Here is a 19264-nt window from a genome sequence, read left to right on the forward strand (position 1 = left end):
GATGCTGCTCGCAGCCGGTCAAGGAAAGCGGTTCGGCGGGGGCAAGCTCACCGCCGAGTTTCGAGGCCGTCCTTTGTGGGAATGGGCCGCACAAGCCTCGGAGAATGCCCGCTTCACAGAGCGCGTTATAGTGGTCGGTACGGAAGGTTCGATCAAAGCCCGGCGGGGGTGGAGGACGATAAAGAACCCGGCTGCAGCGGAGGGAATGGGCACTTCTATCGCGGCAGCCATACGCGTCCTGACCGACTGCGAATACGTGGTCGTCGTGCTTGCCGATATGCCATTTGTTTCTTCCACGCTTCTCGGCCGGCTTGCCGCTACGCAAAAGGTCGCATTCAGTCGTTACGGAGATGGCAATGCGGGCTGCCCGGCCGGTTTTCCGCGCGAAGCCTTCCCTTTCGTTGCATCCTTAACGGGGGATCGAGGGGCACGGTGCCTCAACTTTCCGAATGTGGAACTCATCGATCCGCTGCAACAGGATGAACTGGTCGACATCGACACGACCGCCGACCTGGAAAGTTTCAATTTTCCTGCTTGATGTCGCACTTCTCATGGCCTCAGAAGCCATCGGTGCGCTGAAAGGCTGACTCCTCCGATTGGAAAGACAGCAGGGAAGGACCTGCGGCCACCTCAAGGTCGACACCATCGTCGCCGCCCGCATTGACAGCGGTGTCATTAAGCGTATCTCTATGCCGAGAACACGATTCTGTGGGAGGGATTGATGGATAATTTCGGTGAGCGTTTGGGAATGGGTGCGTCGCCTTCGGGCCTCGCGACCCGGCTTTTGCTAGGCACGGCGCTGGCTGCATTGGCGATACCGGCGAGCGCGCTGGCGCAAGACCGACAGCCCGCCCTGCAGGAGGATGAAGGCGCAGTCGACGCGGTCGTCGACGACGAGTTTGCGAATGTCGACGATGGCAACATCATCATTGTCGAGGGCATCCGCACCTCGCTGCAAAGCGCGCTTGTGGAAAAGCGGGATTCCGACAATCTCGTCGAGGTCATCCAGGCCGAAGACATCGGCAAGCTGCCAGACCAGAACCTGGCCGAAGTGCTCGAAAACGTCACCGGCATCCAGATCACCCGGCAGGCCGGGGTCGGCAATGCGGTGCAGATCCGCGGGACCGATGCCAACCGGGTGGAGATCAACGGCGTGTCGACCGTGGGTTCGGGATCGGGTCGCTCCGGCATCAGCTTCGAGGATTTGCCCGCCGCGCTGATCGCCTCGGTCGAGGTGGTGAAGGTGCCCGAGGCCAGGACGATCGAAGGCTCGGTCGGCGGCACGATCAACCTGCGCACCATCCGTCCGCTCGATCTCACCGACCCGCTGCTGGCCGCCCGCGTCCAGTTCGAAAACAGCGACCTTGCCGACACCACCCTTCCGCGCGTGTCGGCAACGGTGGGCAACAGCTGGGACACCGGGGCCGGCGAGATCGGTGTCGTGCTGAGCGGCAGCTACGCCCGCCAGGACGTGGCCGTATTTGCGCCTCGTGTGGACCGCGACAATCTGCGGCAGGCCTCGACGGCACCGAACCTGCCGGGCAGCAACGCGAACCAGCCGTTCGACTATCTGCAGATCCAGTTCCTCAATCAGGAAACGAACAACTACGAGTACGAAACGTGGAACGCGACCGCATCGCTTGAATGGCGGCCATCGGACAATTTGCTCCTTTATTTCGACGGCACGATCAACGACCAGCAGCGCGCCCAGAACAGCAACCGCGTGCAGCTTTCCGGCGTGTCCAATGCGGTCAACCAGGCCTTCCACGACGAGTTCACCACGATCGATCTCGGCACGCTCACCGGGCCGAACGGTCCGATCGACCTGGGCACAGTGGAATCGACCCTGCGCGGCACGATCGGCATCAACGGTGCGAGCGGCCAGACGCTCGATCCCAATTTGCGGACTTCCAGTGACACCGGTTCCCGCGTCACCGACAGCCAGGTATTCGACCTCGGTTTCGAATACGAGGCGGGCAAGCTGGTCGTGCGCGGCGAGGCGGCCCTGTCGAAATCCGACACGGTCAATCCGAACTTCTCGACCACGCTGGATTTCATCAATCCCAACGCGCCGCAGCCGGTGTTCGGGCGGGGCAGCCTGGATAATGCAACGCCGCTGCAATTCGACCTGAGGGGCGACGTGCTGCAATTCGGTATCGACGAATCCAGCCCGTTTGCGCCGTCAAGCGCGGATCTGCTCGATCCTGCCAATTACCAGCTCAACCAGGTGGCGCAGGGAGCCAATTCCGCGAATAACGAGGAAAAGGCCGCCCGGCTCGACTTCACTTACGACACGACGGACCTCAACCCCTTCGTCACGTCCGTCGATTTCGGCTATCGCTGGAACGAGACCACCGCAGTCAACAACGTCTTTTCCAACAACATCAGTCTGACCAACAACAGCACCAACCCTGCAAACAACCGCTTCAACCGGCCGGAGGGCAATTTGTTCGCCGATATCCTGGTCGCGGCGCCCGACAACTTCAATTCGGCGGACGGGCGGACCCTCTATTTCGCCGACTTCCTGATCATCGACGGCCAACTGGCATTCGACGATCCGGACGCGGTGCTTGCGGCGCTGAACGATGCGATTGCCGCCAGCAATGCAGCAAACCCGGGCTTTCCTGCGGTGCCCTTGCTGGAGGGTCCCACCGAGTCGGCGGCCGGCTTCTTCAGCGTGAAGGAAACGACCCACGCCCTGTATGCCCAGATGAATATCGACACCGAGATATTCGGCATGCCCACGCGCGGTAACGCGGGGATCCGTTGGGTCACCACGAACCTCTCCTCCACCGGGAACAACGTCTCCAACGGGGTCGCCAGCGGCACCACGACGCAGGAAAGCTCTTACGACTTCCTGCTCCCGCGCCTGAGCCTGGTGTTCGAGCCTGCCGACGACCTGCTCGTGCGGGCGGGCGCTTCGCGGGATATGCGGCGGCCCAATTTCGACGATCTTTCGACCTCGCGATCCTTCTCCACATCGGCGGAAGCGATTGTCGAAGGGGGCAACCCAAATCTCGTGCCCGAACTCGTATGGTCTTACGACCTGTCGGCGGAATGGTATTTCGCCCCATCGAGCGTGTTCAGCGTCGGCGTGTTCCACAAGAACCGGACCAACCTGTTCTCGCCCATCGTCGATTATCCGACGCCCATCGGCTTCGTGAACGGCAATCCGCAATACTCGATCGATCCGGCCTGCCCGGGCGGCGGGATCTACAACCCGCTCGCCAACCGGAACATCAACAGCCAGACACCCGGCAACGGCATCTGCGCGCCGTTGGGATCGACGTTCAACGTGCCCGGATCGACCACCCAGACGGGCATCGAGGTCGCCTTCCAGCACGACCTTTCGGCCTATGAAGAAGCGCTCGGCTTTGCCTCCGGCTTCGGCTTCATCGGCAATTTCACCTATCAGGAGGCAGGCGGCGATGCGGAGACGTTCTATACCGGCCTGACGACGCGCAACCTCGACACCGGGCTGGGCTTCCCGGCGGGATCGGTGCAGAGCAAGGTCACCCTGACCAACCTGTCCAATTACGCCTACAACGCGACGCTCTATTACGACAAATACGGGCTCAATGCCCGCGTGCGCTACACTTGGCGGTCGGACTACATCACCGACGACCAGTTCCGCTGGAACCTGCCGCTGGTGGCCGGTGACCGCGGGCAGCTCAACGCCGGGTTGAACTACGACTTCACCGACAATATCAACTTCGGGATCGAGGGCATCAACCTGCTGCGCGGCGACCAGAAGCTGTATTGCGTGAACGAAGGCGCGGTCCTGTGTTTCCAGGGACTTACCGACCGGCGCATCACGGCGGGGCTCAGCGTTAAGTTCTGAGAATCCAGAGGCAAATACTAAAAGGCCGGCTCTTCACGAGCCGGCCTTTTTCGTTTCCGCGTGTTGCCGCTTAGCGCCTGCGCCTGGCGAGTTGGTAGTCGTAAAGCGAAGGTGCCGCGATCAGCGAGCGGTTGAGCGCCTCGACATAGGGCGCCGGATCGTAGCTCAGGATCAGCGGACGGTTGCCGTGCATGCCGATGACGCGGGCGTCCGGCCCTTCGGACCCGCCGAAGATCGTCACCGCTTCGCCCGGTGCTGCGCCGCCCGTGACGAGGATATTGACGTTCCACATCGTGTTGTAGCGCCCGTGCCCCGGCAGCCAGTATCCCGCCCCGCCGGCGCGGTAGAGGTCATACATCGGGCCGCCGTCCGGCGCGGTCTTGTCGGGCCGGATGCGCAGGGTGATGTTGTCGTAGAGGTTCTGGTGGTTGGCCCCGGCGTGCTGGTCCAGCGTCGGCTGGGTCCACGCGGCGGAATTGTGATAGACCGCCTTGGTCGCCTGGGTGTTGAAGCTGAAGGTGTGCTGCGTGGGGTTGTAGGCCTGGTGCCCCGTCACCAGCACATTGTGCACATTGCCCATGTGGATGGCGTAGTGGGCGACGTGGCTCCCCCTGGTCACGACATTGGCAATGGTCACGTTGGCCAGGTCGTCGGTCAGGATGCCGGAGTCCGCCTCGCTGATCGCGACGTTGCGGATCCAGCCGTTATGGACACCGGTGAAATAGATGCCGTTATAGCCCGCTTCGTTGTGATGCACGAAATACGGATTTTCGGGAAAGGTGAGGGCAAGGTCCTGGATGCCGACGTCCGAGAGATGGTCCCACTCGGCGAAATAGGCAGGAAGGTCGGCGTCGATATCGTGCAGAAGCGGGTCGGCAATGGTCACACGTGTGCCGTCGATCGCCTCGATCCGGGTGGCCTGCCGGACAAGCGGACGGTCGGGCAGCATCCAGTGCCGGTCGCCGATGGGAAGGTCGCCGCCAGTCGCGCCCTGTCCGTAAAGCGACTGGACCAGCGGTCCGTCGGGCCCGGCGCGGTTATGCCAATGGATCTGCAGGACGTCGCCGACAGAAAGAGCTTCGGCATTCGGCACTTCGATCCGGCGCGCACCCTGTGCGCCGCTGGCGATGTCCGCAACCTCGCGGATCGGGCGGTCGTATTCCTCCAGATAGGTCGCATGGCGCCCGCCCGGGACGCGCGCCCAGATGAAGCCGCCAGTCCAGCTGTATTCGCTGAACAGAACGTCGAGGTTCTGCTCCGGCTGGCGCTCACGCTTGTCGTATTTGACGAGATATTCGCGGATTTCCTTGAACGCGCCGCCACCGTCGACCTGCTTCAGCGGGCGGGGCATGTAGAGCTCCGTCCCCCCTTCGCCCATGCCGCTGCCTGACAGCACGATGCCGCTCTTCTCGATCCAGAGGATCTCGGTCAGCTGATAGCGGCCGGGAGCCAGTTGTACGCGGACCGGCCCGTCGATGTCGTGCGCGGCGGCCAGCGCGGCCTTCAACGCAACACTGTCGTCCTTGCCGTCATCCGGGACCGCGCCGTAATCGGCAACGTCGATGGCGCGCGAGACGGTGGGGACAGGCTCCAGCCCGTAACCGTAACCGGCATAGGAAAAGTCGGGCAGGTAGTTCGCGCGAGCCACGTCCGGATCGGCAAGGATCGCCGGCAGGCTCGTGCTGGGATCCTGCGCAAGAGCCGCGCCTGCAGCCAGCGCCGCTGCGCCGCACGACGCATAAATCCATGTTCTGCCTGACATTTGCATATTTGCCACACCCTATCCCGATTTTTCCAGGCAAGCTATTGACCACGATTACCACCGGTGTCAATTAGATCGGGTAACCGGTGTCAAACTTTCGGCACACGGCACCAGACAGCAGGCCCAAGACCTGCGATGGGATATGCGGAGGGGAATTATGCGCAAGGCAGCAACTTTAACTTATGGTCACCCCAGCACGGGACGCCGCGCGGTTCGCGTCGCGCTGCTCGTGTCTGTCATGGCCATGACGCCTGCGGGCGTCGCCCATGCGCAGGATGCAGAGCCGGTCGATGAGGCGGGAACGGCGACCGATGCGGTCGAGCAATCCCTGCAGGACGACAGCACGATCATTGTGACCGGCGAAATTGCTCGCACGATCGAGAATTCGCTGGAGACGAAGCGTTCGCTCACCGTCATCGGCGATGCGATTGTAGGCGAGGATATCGGCGACCTGCCCGACCTGTCCGTGGCCGAAACTCTGGAGCGGATTGTCGGCGTCACGTCCGACCGGTTCAAGGGCGGCGCGTCGGAACTATCCGTGCGCGGGCTTGGCGCCTTCCTCGGCTCCTCGTCGCTCAACGGACGCGAGGTATCCTCCGGCAGTGACGGGCGCGACGTCAATTACGGGCAATTCCCGTCCGAGCTGATCAACGGCACCATCGTCTACAAGTCGCAGCAGGCCAGCTTCATCGAGGGCGGCGTCTCCGGCGTGATCGAACTGCAGACGCTCAAGCCGGTCGACTACGGCAAGCAGCGCTTCCAGATACAGGGCCTCATCGGCTATTCCGAGTACGAGGATCGCGTCCTGGTCAGCGGCGATCCGGTCAGTGCCCGCGTGACCGCGTCCTTCGTCGACCAGTTCGATGTCGGCGACGGCGAATTCGGCATCGCCATCGGCGGCCAGCTCCGCCGCGACACGGCGCCGGAGGATTTCTTCACCACCAGCTCGACCTATCGGCCCTGCAACACCATCGAGGGCATCGATCAGAGCAACAACTGTGCTTACGACACCGATGCGGCTGGCAATCCGACGGGCGCCAGCGACACCTATTTTGTTTCGAACCAATATATCTACCGGGCCATGGAAACGACAGCAGATCGCGACGCGGTCATGGCGACCGTCCAATGGAAGCCCACCCCCAACCTAGATATCACGCTGGACGGACAATACTCCTATCGCGACGACATCGAGGAGCGTGGCAACCTCGTCCTTGCTGATGGCCGCCGCGACATCGCGCCGATCGAGATTTCTCCGACCGGGGCGCTGCTGGCCTGGACCGGTGAAACGCGGGTTGAGAACCAGACCGTGTGGCGTCAGCGCGCTGAGGAATATATCGGTCTTGGCGGCAACATCTCGTGGTTCGGTGATCGCCTCTCTTTGGCACTAGACGTCGGCTACTCAGAGACTGCGCGGGAGCAGGACGAGCTCGACATGCGCATCCGCACGAGCGACCGAGTCCTTTATGAATTCGACCGGCGCGGGCTGACGATCCCAAACTGGACATTCACCGATGTTTCCGATGTGGAGGACGATACCGGTCTCGCTTTCGATCTCGACAATCACGACATCTACGACAACGGCGCGCGCGCCCGGCGCCGACTCGAAAACGTCTACGACGATATTTTCGCCGTTCGTTTTGACGGGTCGTATGAGTTGGGCGGGTTCCTGAGCTCGCTCGACTTCGGGGTTCGCTATGCAGAGCGCAATCGCCTGCACGATGACGGCATCGACGAAACAGTCAGCCTCGTCCGCGGCTACGACTCAGCAGAAGCACGGGCGACGCGCTCCGATATTTTCCTCGTCGATAATCTCTACCAGGGTGCCGACACGCCGATGGAAGGCATCACCTGGGCGACCTGGCGCGCCGAACAGCTATTCACCGCCCTGACCGGAAGCCGCGATGCCGGCCTGCCGATGGGCAGCACGCTGTCCGCCGACGACACGGATGTGTCCGAAGTGACCTATGCGGGCTACCTGCAGGGCAATTTCGACACGATGCTTGGAAGCATGCCGGCGCGCGGCAATTTCGGCGTGCGCGTGATCAGCACCGAGATCACTTCGCTCGGCATCAGCTCCGCCTTGGCAACAAGCCCCGGCCCCGATCCGGACACCGTGACCATCAGCCAGGTCGGCGATGTCACGCTGAACACCGAAACCAACGAGTTCTGGAACGTGCTGCCGAGCGCGAACCTGATCCTCGAGCTCGACCCGGACAAGTTGCTGCGCCTCGCAGCCTACCGCGCCATCGCCCGGCCGGATCAGGAGGCGATGTCGGCGGGCCTACAGTTCGCCGACGAAGGCGAGGCGGACAACCTGGGCGCCATTGTCAGCGCCAGCGGCAACCCGTTTTTGGAACCGCTGAAAAGCTGGAACGCGGACGCTTCGTTCGAATGGTATGCCGGCCCGACCACGTCGCTTTCGCTGGCGGCCTATTACAAGTATCTGCAGACCGGGTTCGAAACCGACGTCACGCCGCTGACGATCATCGTCGACGGTTCGCCGCAGGAAGTCATCATCGGGCGCACGGTCAATTCCGACGACAGCAGCTCGCTCTATGGCTTCGAAGTCAACGCGCAGCACCAGTTCGACATCGGCCTCGGTTTCCAGGTCAGCTACAACTTTGCCGAAAGCGATTTCGAATTCCCCGATCCCACGGTGGTCGACGGCAATGCGCTGGCCGACTTTACCGAACCGGCGAACATCCCCGGATATTCGAAGCACAGCTTCAACGGCACGGTGTTCTACGAAACCGGACCGTTCTCGGCCCGCGTCGCGTACAAATGGCGTTCGCAGTACTTCAAGCCTTTCCGCAGCGACGCCAACCGCTTCACCGCGGACCAGGGCTTCCTCGACTTCTCGGCCAGCTACGAAATCTACGACGGTGTCCAGCTGCGGCTGCAGGCACTCAACCTGCTCGACGAGCCGAACCTGATGTACCGCCCCACGCGTGACAGCCTGGCCGAGGCCAACTACTCCGGCCGCAGGTATTTCCTCGGCCTCCGCGCCAGGTTCTAGGACGGACGGGATGGGCAGACTGTCGCCAGCCGGCGATATGTTGGGGCCGGGCCTCCGTGCCATTTCTTCGGCGCTTCTCTCCGCGCGGAAGGAGGCACGGGGGCTTCCCGGCTTTCCCGGCGACGTGCCGGCCACGCTCGACGAGGCCTACCGCGTGCAGGAGGCGTCGCGCGCCGCATGGCCGGACGAGATCGGTGGGTGGAAAGTAGGCGGCGTACCGCCGGCGTATCTCGATCGGTTCGACGCGCGCTCGCTCGCCGGCCCGATCTGGCAGAAGTCGATCCGTGTGGCAGGGGCGGGGCTGAACGAGATGCCGGTATACGATGGCGGCTTCGCGGCGATCGAGCCGGAATTCGTGTTCCGCCTCGGCACCTCGCGCGAGGAAGACCGGATGTTCATCGGCGCAGAGATCGCCAGCAGCCCGGTTCCCGCGATAAACGACCACGGCCCCGCCGCCGTGATTTGCGATTTCGGCAACAACAACGGCCTGCTGCTCGGCCCCGAAGTGCCCGACTGGCGCAACCGGCGTGCGCCCATTGCTGTGCGGACCGATATCGACGGGAAGGAAGTGGGCGCCGTGTCGGCCGGGTTCGAACCGGCTCTCGATGCCCTCGCATTCCTCGTAGCGCTTTCACAGGATCGCTGTTTCGAATTGCCGGAAGGAACCCTTGTTTCGTCGGGCGCGATCACCGGCGTGCACGAAGCGCCGGTGGGCGCAGTGTCGACTGTCGATTTCGGAGACCTGGGGCGCTTCGATCTGAAGCTGATCCCCGCTACGTCCCTGTGATGTCCTGTCCCGCTTCCTTCAGCAGGCGCTCGATACTGGCAGGCGCAGGCGCGCTCTCCGCCGGCCTCCTGGCAGGTGGCTGCGCGCCGCGTCTTGCAGGAAAGTTCACGGCGGCCGACACCCACGTGCTCGACTATCCGACCGTGCAGGCGACGATCCGTGTAGGCGAAATCCTGGCGAGGGCGACGAACGACCGGCTGGGCATGAAAATGTATGCCGGCGGCCAGCTGGGTAACGAGCGCGACACGCTGGAGATCACCACTTTCGGCGGGCTCGACTTCAACCGCGTCAACCTGGCGCCGCTCAACTCGATCGAGCCTCTGACGACGGTGGCGGCGCTGCCTTTCATCTTCGAGACGACCGAGCACATGCGCAAGACGCTGGACGGGCCGGTCGGCGAGGAAATCCTCGCTTCGCTGACCAAACACGGGCTGATCGGCCTGTGCTTTTACGATTCCGGTTCGCGCAGTTTCTACAACACCCGCCGGCCGATCAGGACCCCGGCCGACATGCGGGGGTTGAAGCTGCGCGTTCCGGGATCCGACCTTTACATTTCGATGGTCCAGTCGCTTGGTGCGGACGCGGTCCCCATGCCGCTGGACGAAGTGTACCAGAGCCTCGCCCAAGGGGTGATCGACGGGGCGGAGAACAACTGGCCCAGTTTCGAAAGCGGCCGCCATTTCGAAGTGGCCCGCTATTACAGCCTGACCCGGCACCTGCTGGCTCCCGAAGTGCTGGTCATGTCGAAACGCACGTGGGACCGCCAGTCGGCCCGGGACCAGGGGCTGATCCGCGCCGCGGCCAAATCGTCCGTCCCCTATATGCGCGAGTTGTGGGACGCACAGGTCGCCAAGAGCATGAAGATCGTCATGGATAGCGGCGTCGCAGTAAACGAGATCGATCCCGCACCTTTCCGCAAGGCCATGACCGGGGTTTGGCAGCAATATGTGACGACGCCGCAGCAGCGCGACCTCGTCGACCGCATTCTTGCGGCGGGCGGGGGCCAGCCATGAAGCGAACCGTATACGACCGCCTGTCCGATCTGCTGGTCAGGCTGGGCGCAGCAGGGCTGATCGCCATGACCGGGGTGATCGCCTGGCAGGTGTTCGGCCGCTTCGTCCTCCAGTCCAGCCCCTCGTGGTCGGAACAGACCGCGCTCCTGCTGATGATCTGGTATGTCTTCTTTGCCGCCGCGGCCGGGGTGTGGGAGCGATTCCACATCCGCATCGAAATTCTCGAACACCGGCTCGATCCGGCGCGGGTCCGCTGGCTTCGCATCGGCATCCATGCGCTGATCGCGGGGCTGGGCCTGGTCTTCGTGGTGTTTGGCGGGCAGCTGGTCTGGAGCGTGCGCGACTTCGTCATCCCGTCGCTCGGCATCAGCCGGGCATGGGCCTATGCGGCGATCCCGATCGCGGGCGCGCTCATTTTCCTGTTCTCGCTCGGCCGCATCGGCAAGCGCTGGCGCGGAGAGGCCTGATGGAAATCCTCGTCCTGTTCGGCGTGCTGTTCCTGCTGCTGGCCCTTGGCGTGCCGGTCGCTTTCGCTCTGTTCGGCGCGGCACTGGCCTGCTTTGCGGTGATCGACATCCCGCTGATCGTGGCGGTCCAGCGGATGGCGGCGGGGATCAGCGTGTTCACCCTGATGGCGATCCCGTTCTTCATATTCGCCGGCGACCTCATGTACCGCGCCGGGATTGCCGAGCGGCTGGTACGGGTCGCCGATGCCGCATTCGGGCGGGTGCGCGGCGGGCTGGGACTGGTCGATGTCGGCGCCTCGATGATGTTCGGCGCGGTCAGCGGGTCGGCCATCGCCAGTGCGTCCGCCATCGGGTCGACCATGGTGCCGCTTATGGAAGAGAAGGGGTACGACCGCGACTATGCGGTCAACGTGACGGTCACCGCCGCCATTGTCGGCCTGCTCATCCCGCCGTCGCACAACATGATCATCTATGCCGCCGCGTCGGGCATCGGCGTGTCTATCGGCGATCTCTTCCTTGCCGGGGTGATCCCCGGGCTGATGACGGGCGCGATGCTGATGGCGACCGCCTGGCTCGTCGCGCGCAAGCGGGGGCTGCCGCGCGGACATTTCCCGGGCTGGCGCGAATTCCTGCGCGCCGCCGTATACGCCACTCCCGGGCTGATGACCGGTGTGATCATCATGGGCGGCATCCTGTCGGGCATCTTCACCCCGACCGAAAGCAGCGCCGCTGCGGTCGTCTACACCGCCATCGTCGGCACGCTGGTCTATCGCAGCCTCGGCTGGAAGGGTTTCTGGGAGGCGAGCCAGAAATCGGTGCGCACCGCCGCGATGGTACTGTTCATCATCGCTGCCGCCACCGCCTTCGGCTTCGCGCTAGCCCTGCTGGAAGTACCCGCGGCGCTGGCGGGGCTGATCGGCGTGATGACCGACAACCCGATCCTGACCCTGCTGATTATCAACCTGATGCTGCTGGCGCTGGGTACCTTCATGGACATGGCCCCGCTGATCGTGATCTGCACCCCGATCTTCCTGCCGGTGGCCATGGAAATGGGCGTCGATCCGGTCCATTTCGGGATCATCCTGATGATCAACCTCGGCATCGGCCTCGTCACGCCGCCCGTGGGATCTGTGCTGTTCGTCGGATCGGCCGTTGGCAAGGTGCCGGTAGCCGAACTGGTGCGCACGATCTGGCCGTTCTACCTGACGCTGGTCGCCGCGCTGGCCCTGATCACCTTCATTCCTGCGCTTTCCCTGGCTCTTCCCGGAATGATGTGAGGCGCAAATGCGCTTGGCGACTGGCGACCATTTGCATAAGGACCGGGCATGGGGACCCCGATCAAGCCGACCATCAACGACGTCGCGCGCCTTGCGCAAGTATCGAAAAAGACGGTCAGCCGCGTCATCAACAAGTCCCCGCTTCTGAGCGACAAGACGCGCAAGCGGGTCGAAAGCGTCATCGCGGAAATCGGTTACGTGCCAAATCCGCAGGCCCGCGCCCTGGCCCTGCGGCGCAATTTCATCGTCGCTGCGATCCACGACAATCCCAACGCGCAGTTCCTCGTCAACGTGCAGCAGGGCATGCTGGAGGGGATCGCGGGGACCGACTTCGGGCTGATGGTGCAGCCGGTCGATCGCAATTCGCCGACCATCGCCGCCGACATCCGCGATTTCATCGAACGGCAGCGGCCATATGGCGTCGTCCTGCTGCCGCCGATCTCCGAAAAGCCGGAACTGGCGCAACTGTGCGGCGATCTTGGCGTGCGCTACGTGCGCATGGGCTCGGTCAAGCTGGATACCGCGGAGCACACCGTCTCCTCCAACGACCGCGAGGCCGTGCGCCGGGCCGTGTCCTATCTCATCGAACACGGGCACACCCGCATCGGCCTGATCGAAGGACCGGAAGGCTTCACCTCCCCGCGCGAACGGCGCGCCGGGTTCGAGGAAGCGCTGGAGGCCGCGGGTCTCAAAGTCGATCCCGCCCTTATCTGGCCGGGCAAATACACTTTCGAATCCGGCGTAACCGCGGGGCAGGCGCTGGTCGAGCTCAAGAACCGCCCGACGGCCGTGTTCGCCTGCAACGACGAGATGGCCATCGGCGTGATGATCGCTGCCCGGCGCAGTGGCCTGGCGATACCCGAAGACCTGTCGATCGTCGGTTTCGACGACACGCCCCTGTCGAGCCACGTGTGGCCTTCGCTGACCACGGTCCACTGGCCGATCGTCGACATGGCGCGGACCGCTGCCCGCAAGCTCATCGCGCCGGAAGGGGACAAGGAGACGGGCGCAGAATGGCTGCTGCCATCCTCGCTGGTCGAGCGCGATTCCGTCGTGAAGCCGAATTCCGACTGAATAACTTGCCGACGCTGGCGAAGTATAACCGCATCTGCCCTTGCGCGGGGATATGACACCGGTTACCAATCAGGACATGTCGAACCCCGCGCTGCGGCGCGCCGATGAAACGCGAGAGACCGTCCCCATGAAGATTGCCTTGATCAACGAGAACAGCCAAGCCGCGAAGAATTGCATCGTCCATGATGCGCTGGTCTCCGTCGCCGAGCCTTTGGGCCACGAAGTGCACAATTACGGCATGTATGCGGCAGAGGACGACGCGCAGCTGACCTATCCGATGGTGGGGCTGCTGACCGGCATCCTGCTGAATTCCAAAGCGGTGGATTTCGTCGTGACCGGCTGCGGCACCGGCACCGGGTCCATGCTGGCGGCGAACGCGATGCCGGGGGTGTTTTGCGGGCTGGTAATCGACCCGACCGATGCTTTCCTGTTTGCCCAGATCAACGACGGCAACGCGGTGGCGATGCCTTATGCCAAGGGCTTCGGCTGGGCTGCGGAGCTGAACCTGCAGGATTGCTATCGCAAGCTGTTCGAAGGGGAAAGCGGCGTCGGCTATCCGAAGGAACGCGCCGCGATCATGGCGAAGAACCGCGGTGTCCTCGCCGAGCTGAAAGCGGCGACCTGCCACGACATGCTGACAGTCCTGAAATCGGTCGACCAGGACTTGCTGAGAAGCGCGATCGCGGGCGAGAAATTTGCCGAGCTGTTCTACGCAAATTCGCAGGACGAAGGTATCAGCGATTACCTGCGAGGCCTCTGAGGTTTCTGGGGAGAGGGGAAACATGGCCGACAATCCGTTCGACCTGACCGGCAAGGTCGCCTGCGTGACCGGGGCCAATACCGGCATCGGGCAGGGTATCGCAGTCGCGCTCGCACGGGCCGGCGCCGATGTGGCGCTCGTCGCGCGGCGCGACCCGGCAGATACGGTCGCCATGATCGAGGACGCGGGCCGAAAGGCGGCAGTGATCATGGCCGACTTGTCGAGCATCGAACCGTGCGAGCGGATCGTCTCCGAAACGGTCGAGGCGCTGGGCGGCTTCGACATCCTCGTCAACAACGCCGGCATCATCCGCCGCAACGATGCGCTCGACTTTACCGAGGACGATTGGGACACTGTGATCGACACCAATCTAAAGGTCCTGTTCTTCCTCAGCCAGGCGGCCGGCCTGCACATGGCCGGCCATGGCGGCGGGTCGATCATCAACATCGCCTCGATGTTGACCTTCCAGGGCGGGATCCGGGTAGCGAGCTATACCGCCTCGAAAAGCGGGGTCGGCGGGCTGACCAAGCTGCTCGCCAACGAATGGGCGGCCAAGGGCATCACGGTGAATGCCATTGCGCCCGGCTATATCGCTACCAACAACACCGCCGCCCTGCAGGCGGACGCGGATCGCAATCGCCAGATCCTCGAGCGCATACCGGCGGGCCGCTGGGGGGAACCGGGTGACCTCGGCGGGGCGGCAGTCTTCCTTGCCTCCGACGCCGCGCGCTATGTGCAAGGGCACATCCTCGCCGTCGATGGCGGCTGGTTGGCCCGTTGACCGGGCCGGTGATTGGCCCCGTATCTGGCCGGATTTCTGGCGGGATCGTCGCCTGTTTCGGCGAGGTGCTCCTCCGCTTCTCGCCCACCGGCGGCGGGACAATGCGCGATGCGGGCGAGCTTGCCGTGCATTGCGGCGGGGCGGAAGCGAACGTGGCGGCCGCGCTCGCCAACCTCGGCCATCCGGCGCGCATGATTTCCGCCCTTCCGGACAACGACCTTGGCCGGCTCGCCCTGCGCTCCCTGCGCCGCGAAGGCATCGACACCGCCCATATCGCGACCGCGCCCGGCCGCATGGGCGCCTATTACCTCACTCCGGCGAGCGGCGCGCGGCAAGGGGCCGTCCTGTACGACCGCGAGGGCAGCGCCTTTGCGAATAGCGCCGACTATGATTTCGCCCGCGCGCTGGAAGGCGCCTGCCATGTACATGTCTCCGGCATATCCCTTGCTGTTAGCGAAGTTTCGGCAAGCGCGACAATGGCGCTGGCCGATGGGGCGCGGGATGCGGGGCTTACGCTTTCGTTCGACGGCAATTTTCGCCCCGCCCTGTGGCAGGACAGCAACCGGAACCCGCGCACGGTCATCGCCCCCCTCGTCGAACGCGCGGACATTTTCTTCGGCAACCACAAGGATATCGCCCTCCTGCTCGGACGCGACATTTCCGGCGATGGCGTAGAGCGGCGGCGGGAGGCGGCGGAAGCGGCCTTTGCGGCGTTCCCGAACCTTGCCGCGATGGCCTCTACCGCGCGCCACGTGGAGGCAGACGGCACCCACCGGATCGTCGGGCGCATGGATACGCCGGAAGGGTCGGCGACGAGCGCGGAGCGGCTGCTGACCGGTATCGTGGACCGTATCGGAACAGGCGATGCCTTCGCTGCCGGCGTGCTCCACCGCTGGCTTGGCGACCGCGAGGACCTGTCGGGCGCGCTCGAAAGCGGGATGGCGCTCGCCGCGCTCAAGCATTTCACGCCCGGCGATTTCAGCCTCGCATCGCAAGACGAACTGGACGCCGCGATGGCCGGGGGCGGGGATGTCCGGCGCTAGGTCGCTCCTCGCATTGGCGGCACTCGTCATCACGCCGCCTGCCATGGCGCAGGAAGAGATGGTTGGACCGGCAGCCGCGCAGTGTCGCGGCGCGATGGGATATGCCGAAGATTTCGGCGGGCGGCGGACTTTCCTGTGGCGCCCCCAATGGCTGATGGGCATCAAGCAGGTTGCGCAAGCCGATCCCGCCGTCATGGCTGACATCGTGCGGGCAGGCGACGCGGCGCTCGCGCGGGGGCCGTACTCCGTCACCGACAAGCCCACGGTCGTGCCGGGTGCCACAGCCAATGACTACACCTCAATCGGCCCCTACTGGTGGCCGGACCCGGGCAAGGCCGGCGGCCTGCCCTACGTGCGGCGCGACGGCGAAGTGAACCCCGCGCGGGACGGCGCGGAATTCGACCGCGCCCGCTTGCGCGACTTCGCTGCCGACATGCGCGCACTTTCGGTGGCGCATTATGTGACCGGAGAGGGGGAATACGCCGAACACGCCGCAACGCTGCTGCGGACGTGGTTCCTCGATCCCGCCACCCGCATGAACCCGAACCTCGACTTTGCGCAAGCCATTCCCGGACGGACAAGCGGGCGCGGGATCGGAATCATCGATTCCATCGATCTGTCTCCGGTGGTCGAAGCAATCGGCCTCATCCGCCCGAACGGCGCTTTGAGTGCGGACGAACTGGCAGGCCTGCGCAGCTGGTTCGGCGAATTTGTGGTCTGGCTGGCGACCAGCGAGAACGGCGAAGAGGAAATGCAGGCCGAGAATAACCACGGCGTCTTCTACGATTTCTTCCTCGCACACTTCGCCCTCTTCGCCGGCGTGGAAAGCGCGGCCGTCAATATCGTCGATGCTTTCCCGGATTATCGCCTCCGCCCGCAGATGGACCGGCAGGGCCGCTTTATCCGCGAGCTGGAGCGCACGCGTAGCTGGCACTATTCGCATTTCGTGGTGGGGGGTGCCGCCCGCCTCGCCACGATCGGTGAATGCGTGGACAGGGACTTGTGGACCGCTGCAACAGAGGACGGTCGCAGCCTGCAAACCGCGAAGGCGTTCCTCGATCGCTATGCGGGCTCGCCCGAAAGCTGGCCGTTTCGCGACATCGACCTGGCCGCCTCAAAGCTCGACACGATGCGCGCGCGGTCGCGGGAGATCGAAATCCTGTTCGACCGGGGAAGCGCTAGCGCCGTCCTCGCGAGCGAGCTTCCATAGGTCACGCCCAGCGCCAGCTGTGACGATCCCCTGTCTAGAACCCGTGAAAAACCTGGCGCCGGCGATGGTGGTTGCAGGAGCGCGCGGGACTAATCGTGACCTTCCAAGGCGGATTAGCAGATTTGTAAGCAGAAACAATGACGTGCGACGGGGCGAAGAATTTCTAAGTTCACTTTTCGAAGTGAAACGTAATTGCAGAAAGCTAACAAAAGCGCCCTTCGCGTGACGCGTTTTTACAAGGACAGCCCCAAAAAAGTCGGCTTTTTACAATAAATTGGTCACTTGACTCCTGATCTATTGGGCGTAGCATTTTAACCATAGTTCGAAACCGAGTCGCGGCCTCATAGCAGGGCGCACCGTTTCGTTTCTTGGGTCGTTTCAAGGGGTTCTCCCCGTGCCAGCCGATCGTCCGGAGGGGCGGCGACGACGCGAGCCGAATTCCCGACTTTTGATCGCCTGCCGCAGCATCGCGCTTCGGGGGACGCGATCGCTATTGCCAGGGCGACCGTACGGATCGCCGCAAAGTTGGAGCGAACAATGCCACTCGATCTGGACCAGTCCTCATTCTTTCAGGATCTCGACAACGATGGGGAGAAGGACGACAACGAGACGACCTTTTACGATCTCACCACGAAGACCGGCAGCGCGGCCGAGATCAACGGTTCCCTGTTCTTCATCGACCAGCCCGACAGTTCGGCCGGCACGGGCCTGATCCAGGCCATCGTCCGCGTGCAGGACACCGGCAACGATGCGACCCCCGGCTTCGAAAACGGATATAATTCCTCGGCCCGCCCGGTCAGCTACGAGGAGAACACCTCACCCAGCTTCACCACCTCCATCACGCTCGACGAAGTACCCAAGGTGGTGATCGACGGGGTCGAATATTACGAGTTCCGGCTCGACATCAACCAGCTCAACAGCAGCCCGCTGCTCTCGCTCGACAATATCCAGGTCTTCACGAGCAGCATCGATGCAAACGGCAACGGCATTGCCGGGGAAGATGCGGATTTCGCGCAAGGTACCATCGATGGCGCATGGTTCGCTGCCAACGCGACCAAGGTCTACGACCTCGACGGGGACGGCGATTCCAGCATCCTGCTGGACTATTCGCTGCAGGCCGGCAGCGGCAAGTCGGATATGTTCTTCTACGTGCCGGTCGCCAATTTCGGCGCTGTCGACCCGGCGGAGACGTACGTCACGCTGTACTCGGAATTCGGCGCGGCGGGCGATCTCGACGCATCGGACAACCTGATTGCAGGCGACGATAGCCAGTATGCCTCCAACGACGAAAGCGACGACGACGTAAACGCCATCTACGGCACTTACACGACCAACGACGGCTTCGAGGAATGGTCGGTCTCGAAAGAGCTCGGCGGCTATTTCATCAGCGGCTACAAGTGGGAAGATAGCAACGGCGACGGCCTGTGGAACAACGGGGAAACCGGCGCCGGCGGCTTCAAGATCGACTACATCATTACCTACAGGGACGGGAACGGCGCCAACGCCCCGCTGGTGACCATCAGCGGGTCCACGATCACCTCGGACGGTACCGCCGATATCGACGGTGACGGTGCCGTCGATCCCGAAGGCTATTACGTGATCCCGGTCCCGCTCGGGGCCGCCAACAACACCGAATATTCGATCACGCTGACCGAGGCGGCGAAGGAAAACTGGGTCAACAGCTACGATGGCGATGCGGTCGCCGATCGCATGACCTTCTTCAAGTTCGCGGAGAACGACCTTGTCAGCGACGTCGGCTCGATCTCGGGCAGGTATGGCTTCACCGAAACGATGAACTTCGGGAACTACCGCCTCGGCCGCATCAGCGGCACGAAGTACGAGGACCCCGATGGCGACATCGATACCGTGGAAGGGCGAACGACCCTTGCCGGCGTCAGGATCGACCTCCTCGACGGTGCAGGCAATCTCCTTGCCACCACCTATACCGACGGTGACGGCAACTACGCGTTCGAAAAGCTCGCCCCCGGCGATTACCAAGTCCGCGAAACCGCGCCCGACGGGTCCTATGCCATCAGCAACGTGACCGTCATGCTGGATGGTCAGCTGAGCGGCTTCGACCAGGACGTCGATTTCGTGAATACGTTCTACGGCCGGATCGAGGGGTACAAGTACGAGGATCTCGACGGGGTACTGGGCGGCACGACCAAGGCGTGGGCGGGCGTGACGATCTCGCTGCTCGACGGCGACGGCAACGTGATCCGCGAGACCCAGA

14 protein-coding genes are annotated in these 19264 nt (G+C 63.5%); 13 read left to right on the plus strand and 1 reads right to left on the minus strand.

What is annotated here, in order from left to right; all coding sequences use genetic code 11:
* Position 1 precedes the first annotated feature (1 nt).
* Together VCJ71_RS12720 and VCJ71_RS12725 are read left to right on the plus strand one after the other, a co-directional pair.
* The gene (locus VCJ71_RS12720; RefSeq protein WP_324641502.1) at positions 2-538 is read left to right on the plus strand and encodes a nucleotidyltransferase family protein; all 537 of its coding nucleotides are present in this window, start codon (positions 2-4) and stop codon (positions 536-538) included.
* Positions 539-721: 183 nt separating this feature from the next.
* Positions 722-3841 carry a TonB-dependent receptor gene (locus VCJ71_RS12725; RefSeq protein WP_324641503.1) on the plus strand — a complete coding sequence of 1040 codons (3120 nt, stop codon included), beginning with the start codon at positions 722-724 and terminating at the stop codon, positions 3839-3841.
* A gap of 70 nt (positions 3842-3911) precedes the next feature.
* Here the strand turns inward: VCJ71_RS12725 and VCJ71_RS12730 are convergent, their stop codons facing one another.
* Positions 3912-5603 (minus strand): glycosyl hydrolase family 28-related protein, encoded by a 1692-nt coding sequence (locus VCJ71_RS12730; protein WP_324641504.1) that lies wholly within the window; start codon positions 5601-5603, stop codon positions 3912-3914.
* A 238-nt stretch (positions 5604-5841) separates the two neighbouring features.
* Between VCJ71_RS12730 and VCJ71_RS12735 the strand changes: the two genes are divergently transcribed.
* The 11 genes from VCJ71_RS12735 to VCJ71_RS12785 form a co-directional block, all read left to right on the plus strand.
* The gene (locus tag VCJ71_RS12735) at positions 5842-8619 is read left to right on the plus strand and encodes a TonB-dependent receptor (protein ID WP_324641505.1); all 2778 of its coding nucleotides are present in this window, start codon (positions 5842-5844) and stop codon (positions 8617-8619) included.
* 124 nt (positions 8620-8743) lie between these two features.
* A complete protein-coding gene (locus VCJ71_RS12740) occupies positions 8744-9406 on the plus strand; it encodes a 2-keto-4-pentenoate hydratase (RefSeq protein WP_324641506.1) in 663 nt (220 codons plus the stop codon).
* Positions 9406-10419 (plus strand): TRAP transporter substrate-binding protein, encoded by a 1014-nt coding sequence (locus VCJ71_RS12745; protein ID WP_324641507.1) that lies wholly within the window; start codon positions 9406-9408, stop codon positions 10417-10419. Before VCJ71_RS12740 ends, VCJ71_RS12745 begins: the two co-directional genes overlap by 1 nt.
* Positions 10416-10886: a TRAP transporter small permease gene (locus tag VCJ71_RS12750; RefSeq protein ID WP_324641508.1), complete on the plus strand. Its 471-nt coding sequence runs from the start codon at positions 10416-10418 to the stop codon at positions 10884-10886. The genes VCJ71_RS12745 and VCJ71_RS12750 overlap by 4 nt, the downstream gene beginning before the upstream one ends.
* The gene (locus VCJ71_RS12755) at positions 10886-12163 is read left to right on the plus strand and encodes a TRAP transporter large permease (RefSeq protein ID WP_324641510.1); all 1278 of its coding nucleotides are present in this window, start codon (positions 10886-10888) and stop codon (positions 12161-12163) included. Before VCJ71_RS12750 ends, VCJ71_RS12755 begins: the two co-directional genes overlap by 1 nt.
* A gap of 48 nt (positions 12164-12211) precedes the next feature.
* Positions 12212-13237, plus strand: a complete 1026-nt coding sequence (locus tag VCJ71_RS12760; protein WP_324641511.1) for a LacI family DNA-binding transcriptional regulator — start codon at positions 12212-12214, stop codon at positions 13235-13237.
* Between the two features lie 127 nt (positions 13238-13364).
* Positions 13365-13997: an RpiB/LacA/LacB family sugar-phosphate isomerase gene (locus VCJ71_RS12765; RefSeq protein ID WP_324641512.1), complete on the plus strand. Its 633-nt coding sequence runs from the start codon at positions 13365-13367 to the stop codon at positions 13995-13997.
* 22 nt (positions 13998-14019) lie between these two features.
* Positions 14020-14778, plus strand: a complete 759-nt coding sequence (gene kduD / locus VCJ71_RS12770) for a 2-dehydro-3-deoxy-D-gluconate 5-dehydrogenase KduD (RefSeq protein WP_324641514.1) — start codon at positions 14020-14022, stop codon at positions 14776-14778.
* 8 nt (positions 14779-14786) lie between these two features.
* A complete protein-coding gene (locus tag VCJ71_RS12775; protein ID WP_324641515.1) occupies positions 14787-15821 on the plus strand; it encodes a sugar kinase in 1035 nt (344 codons plus the stop codon).
* Positions 15808-17031 (plus strand): alginate lyase family protein, encoded by a 1224-nt coding sequence (locus VCJ71_RS12780; RefSeq protein ID WP_324641516.1) that lies wholly within the window; start codon positions 15808-15810, stop codon positions 17029-17031. Before VCJ71_RS12775 ends, VCJ71_RS12780 begins: the two co-directional genes overlap by 14 nt.
* A 537-nt stretch (positions 17032-17568) precedes the next feature.
* The coding region (locus tag VCJ71_RS12785; protein ID WP_324641517.1) for an SdrD B-like domain-containing protein at positions 17569-19264 on the plus strand (1696 nt) is incomplete at its 3' end.

Source organism: Pseudoblastomonas aquimaris (genome assembly GCF_035481675.1).
Taxonomy (GTDB): Bacteria; Pseudomonadota; Alphaproteobacteria; order Sphingomonadales; family Sphingomonadaceae; genus Alteriqipengyuania_B.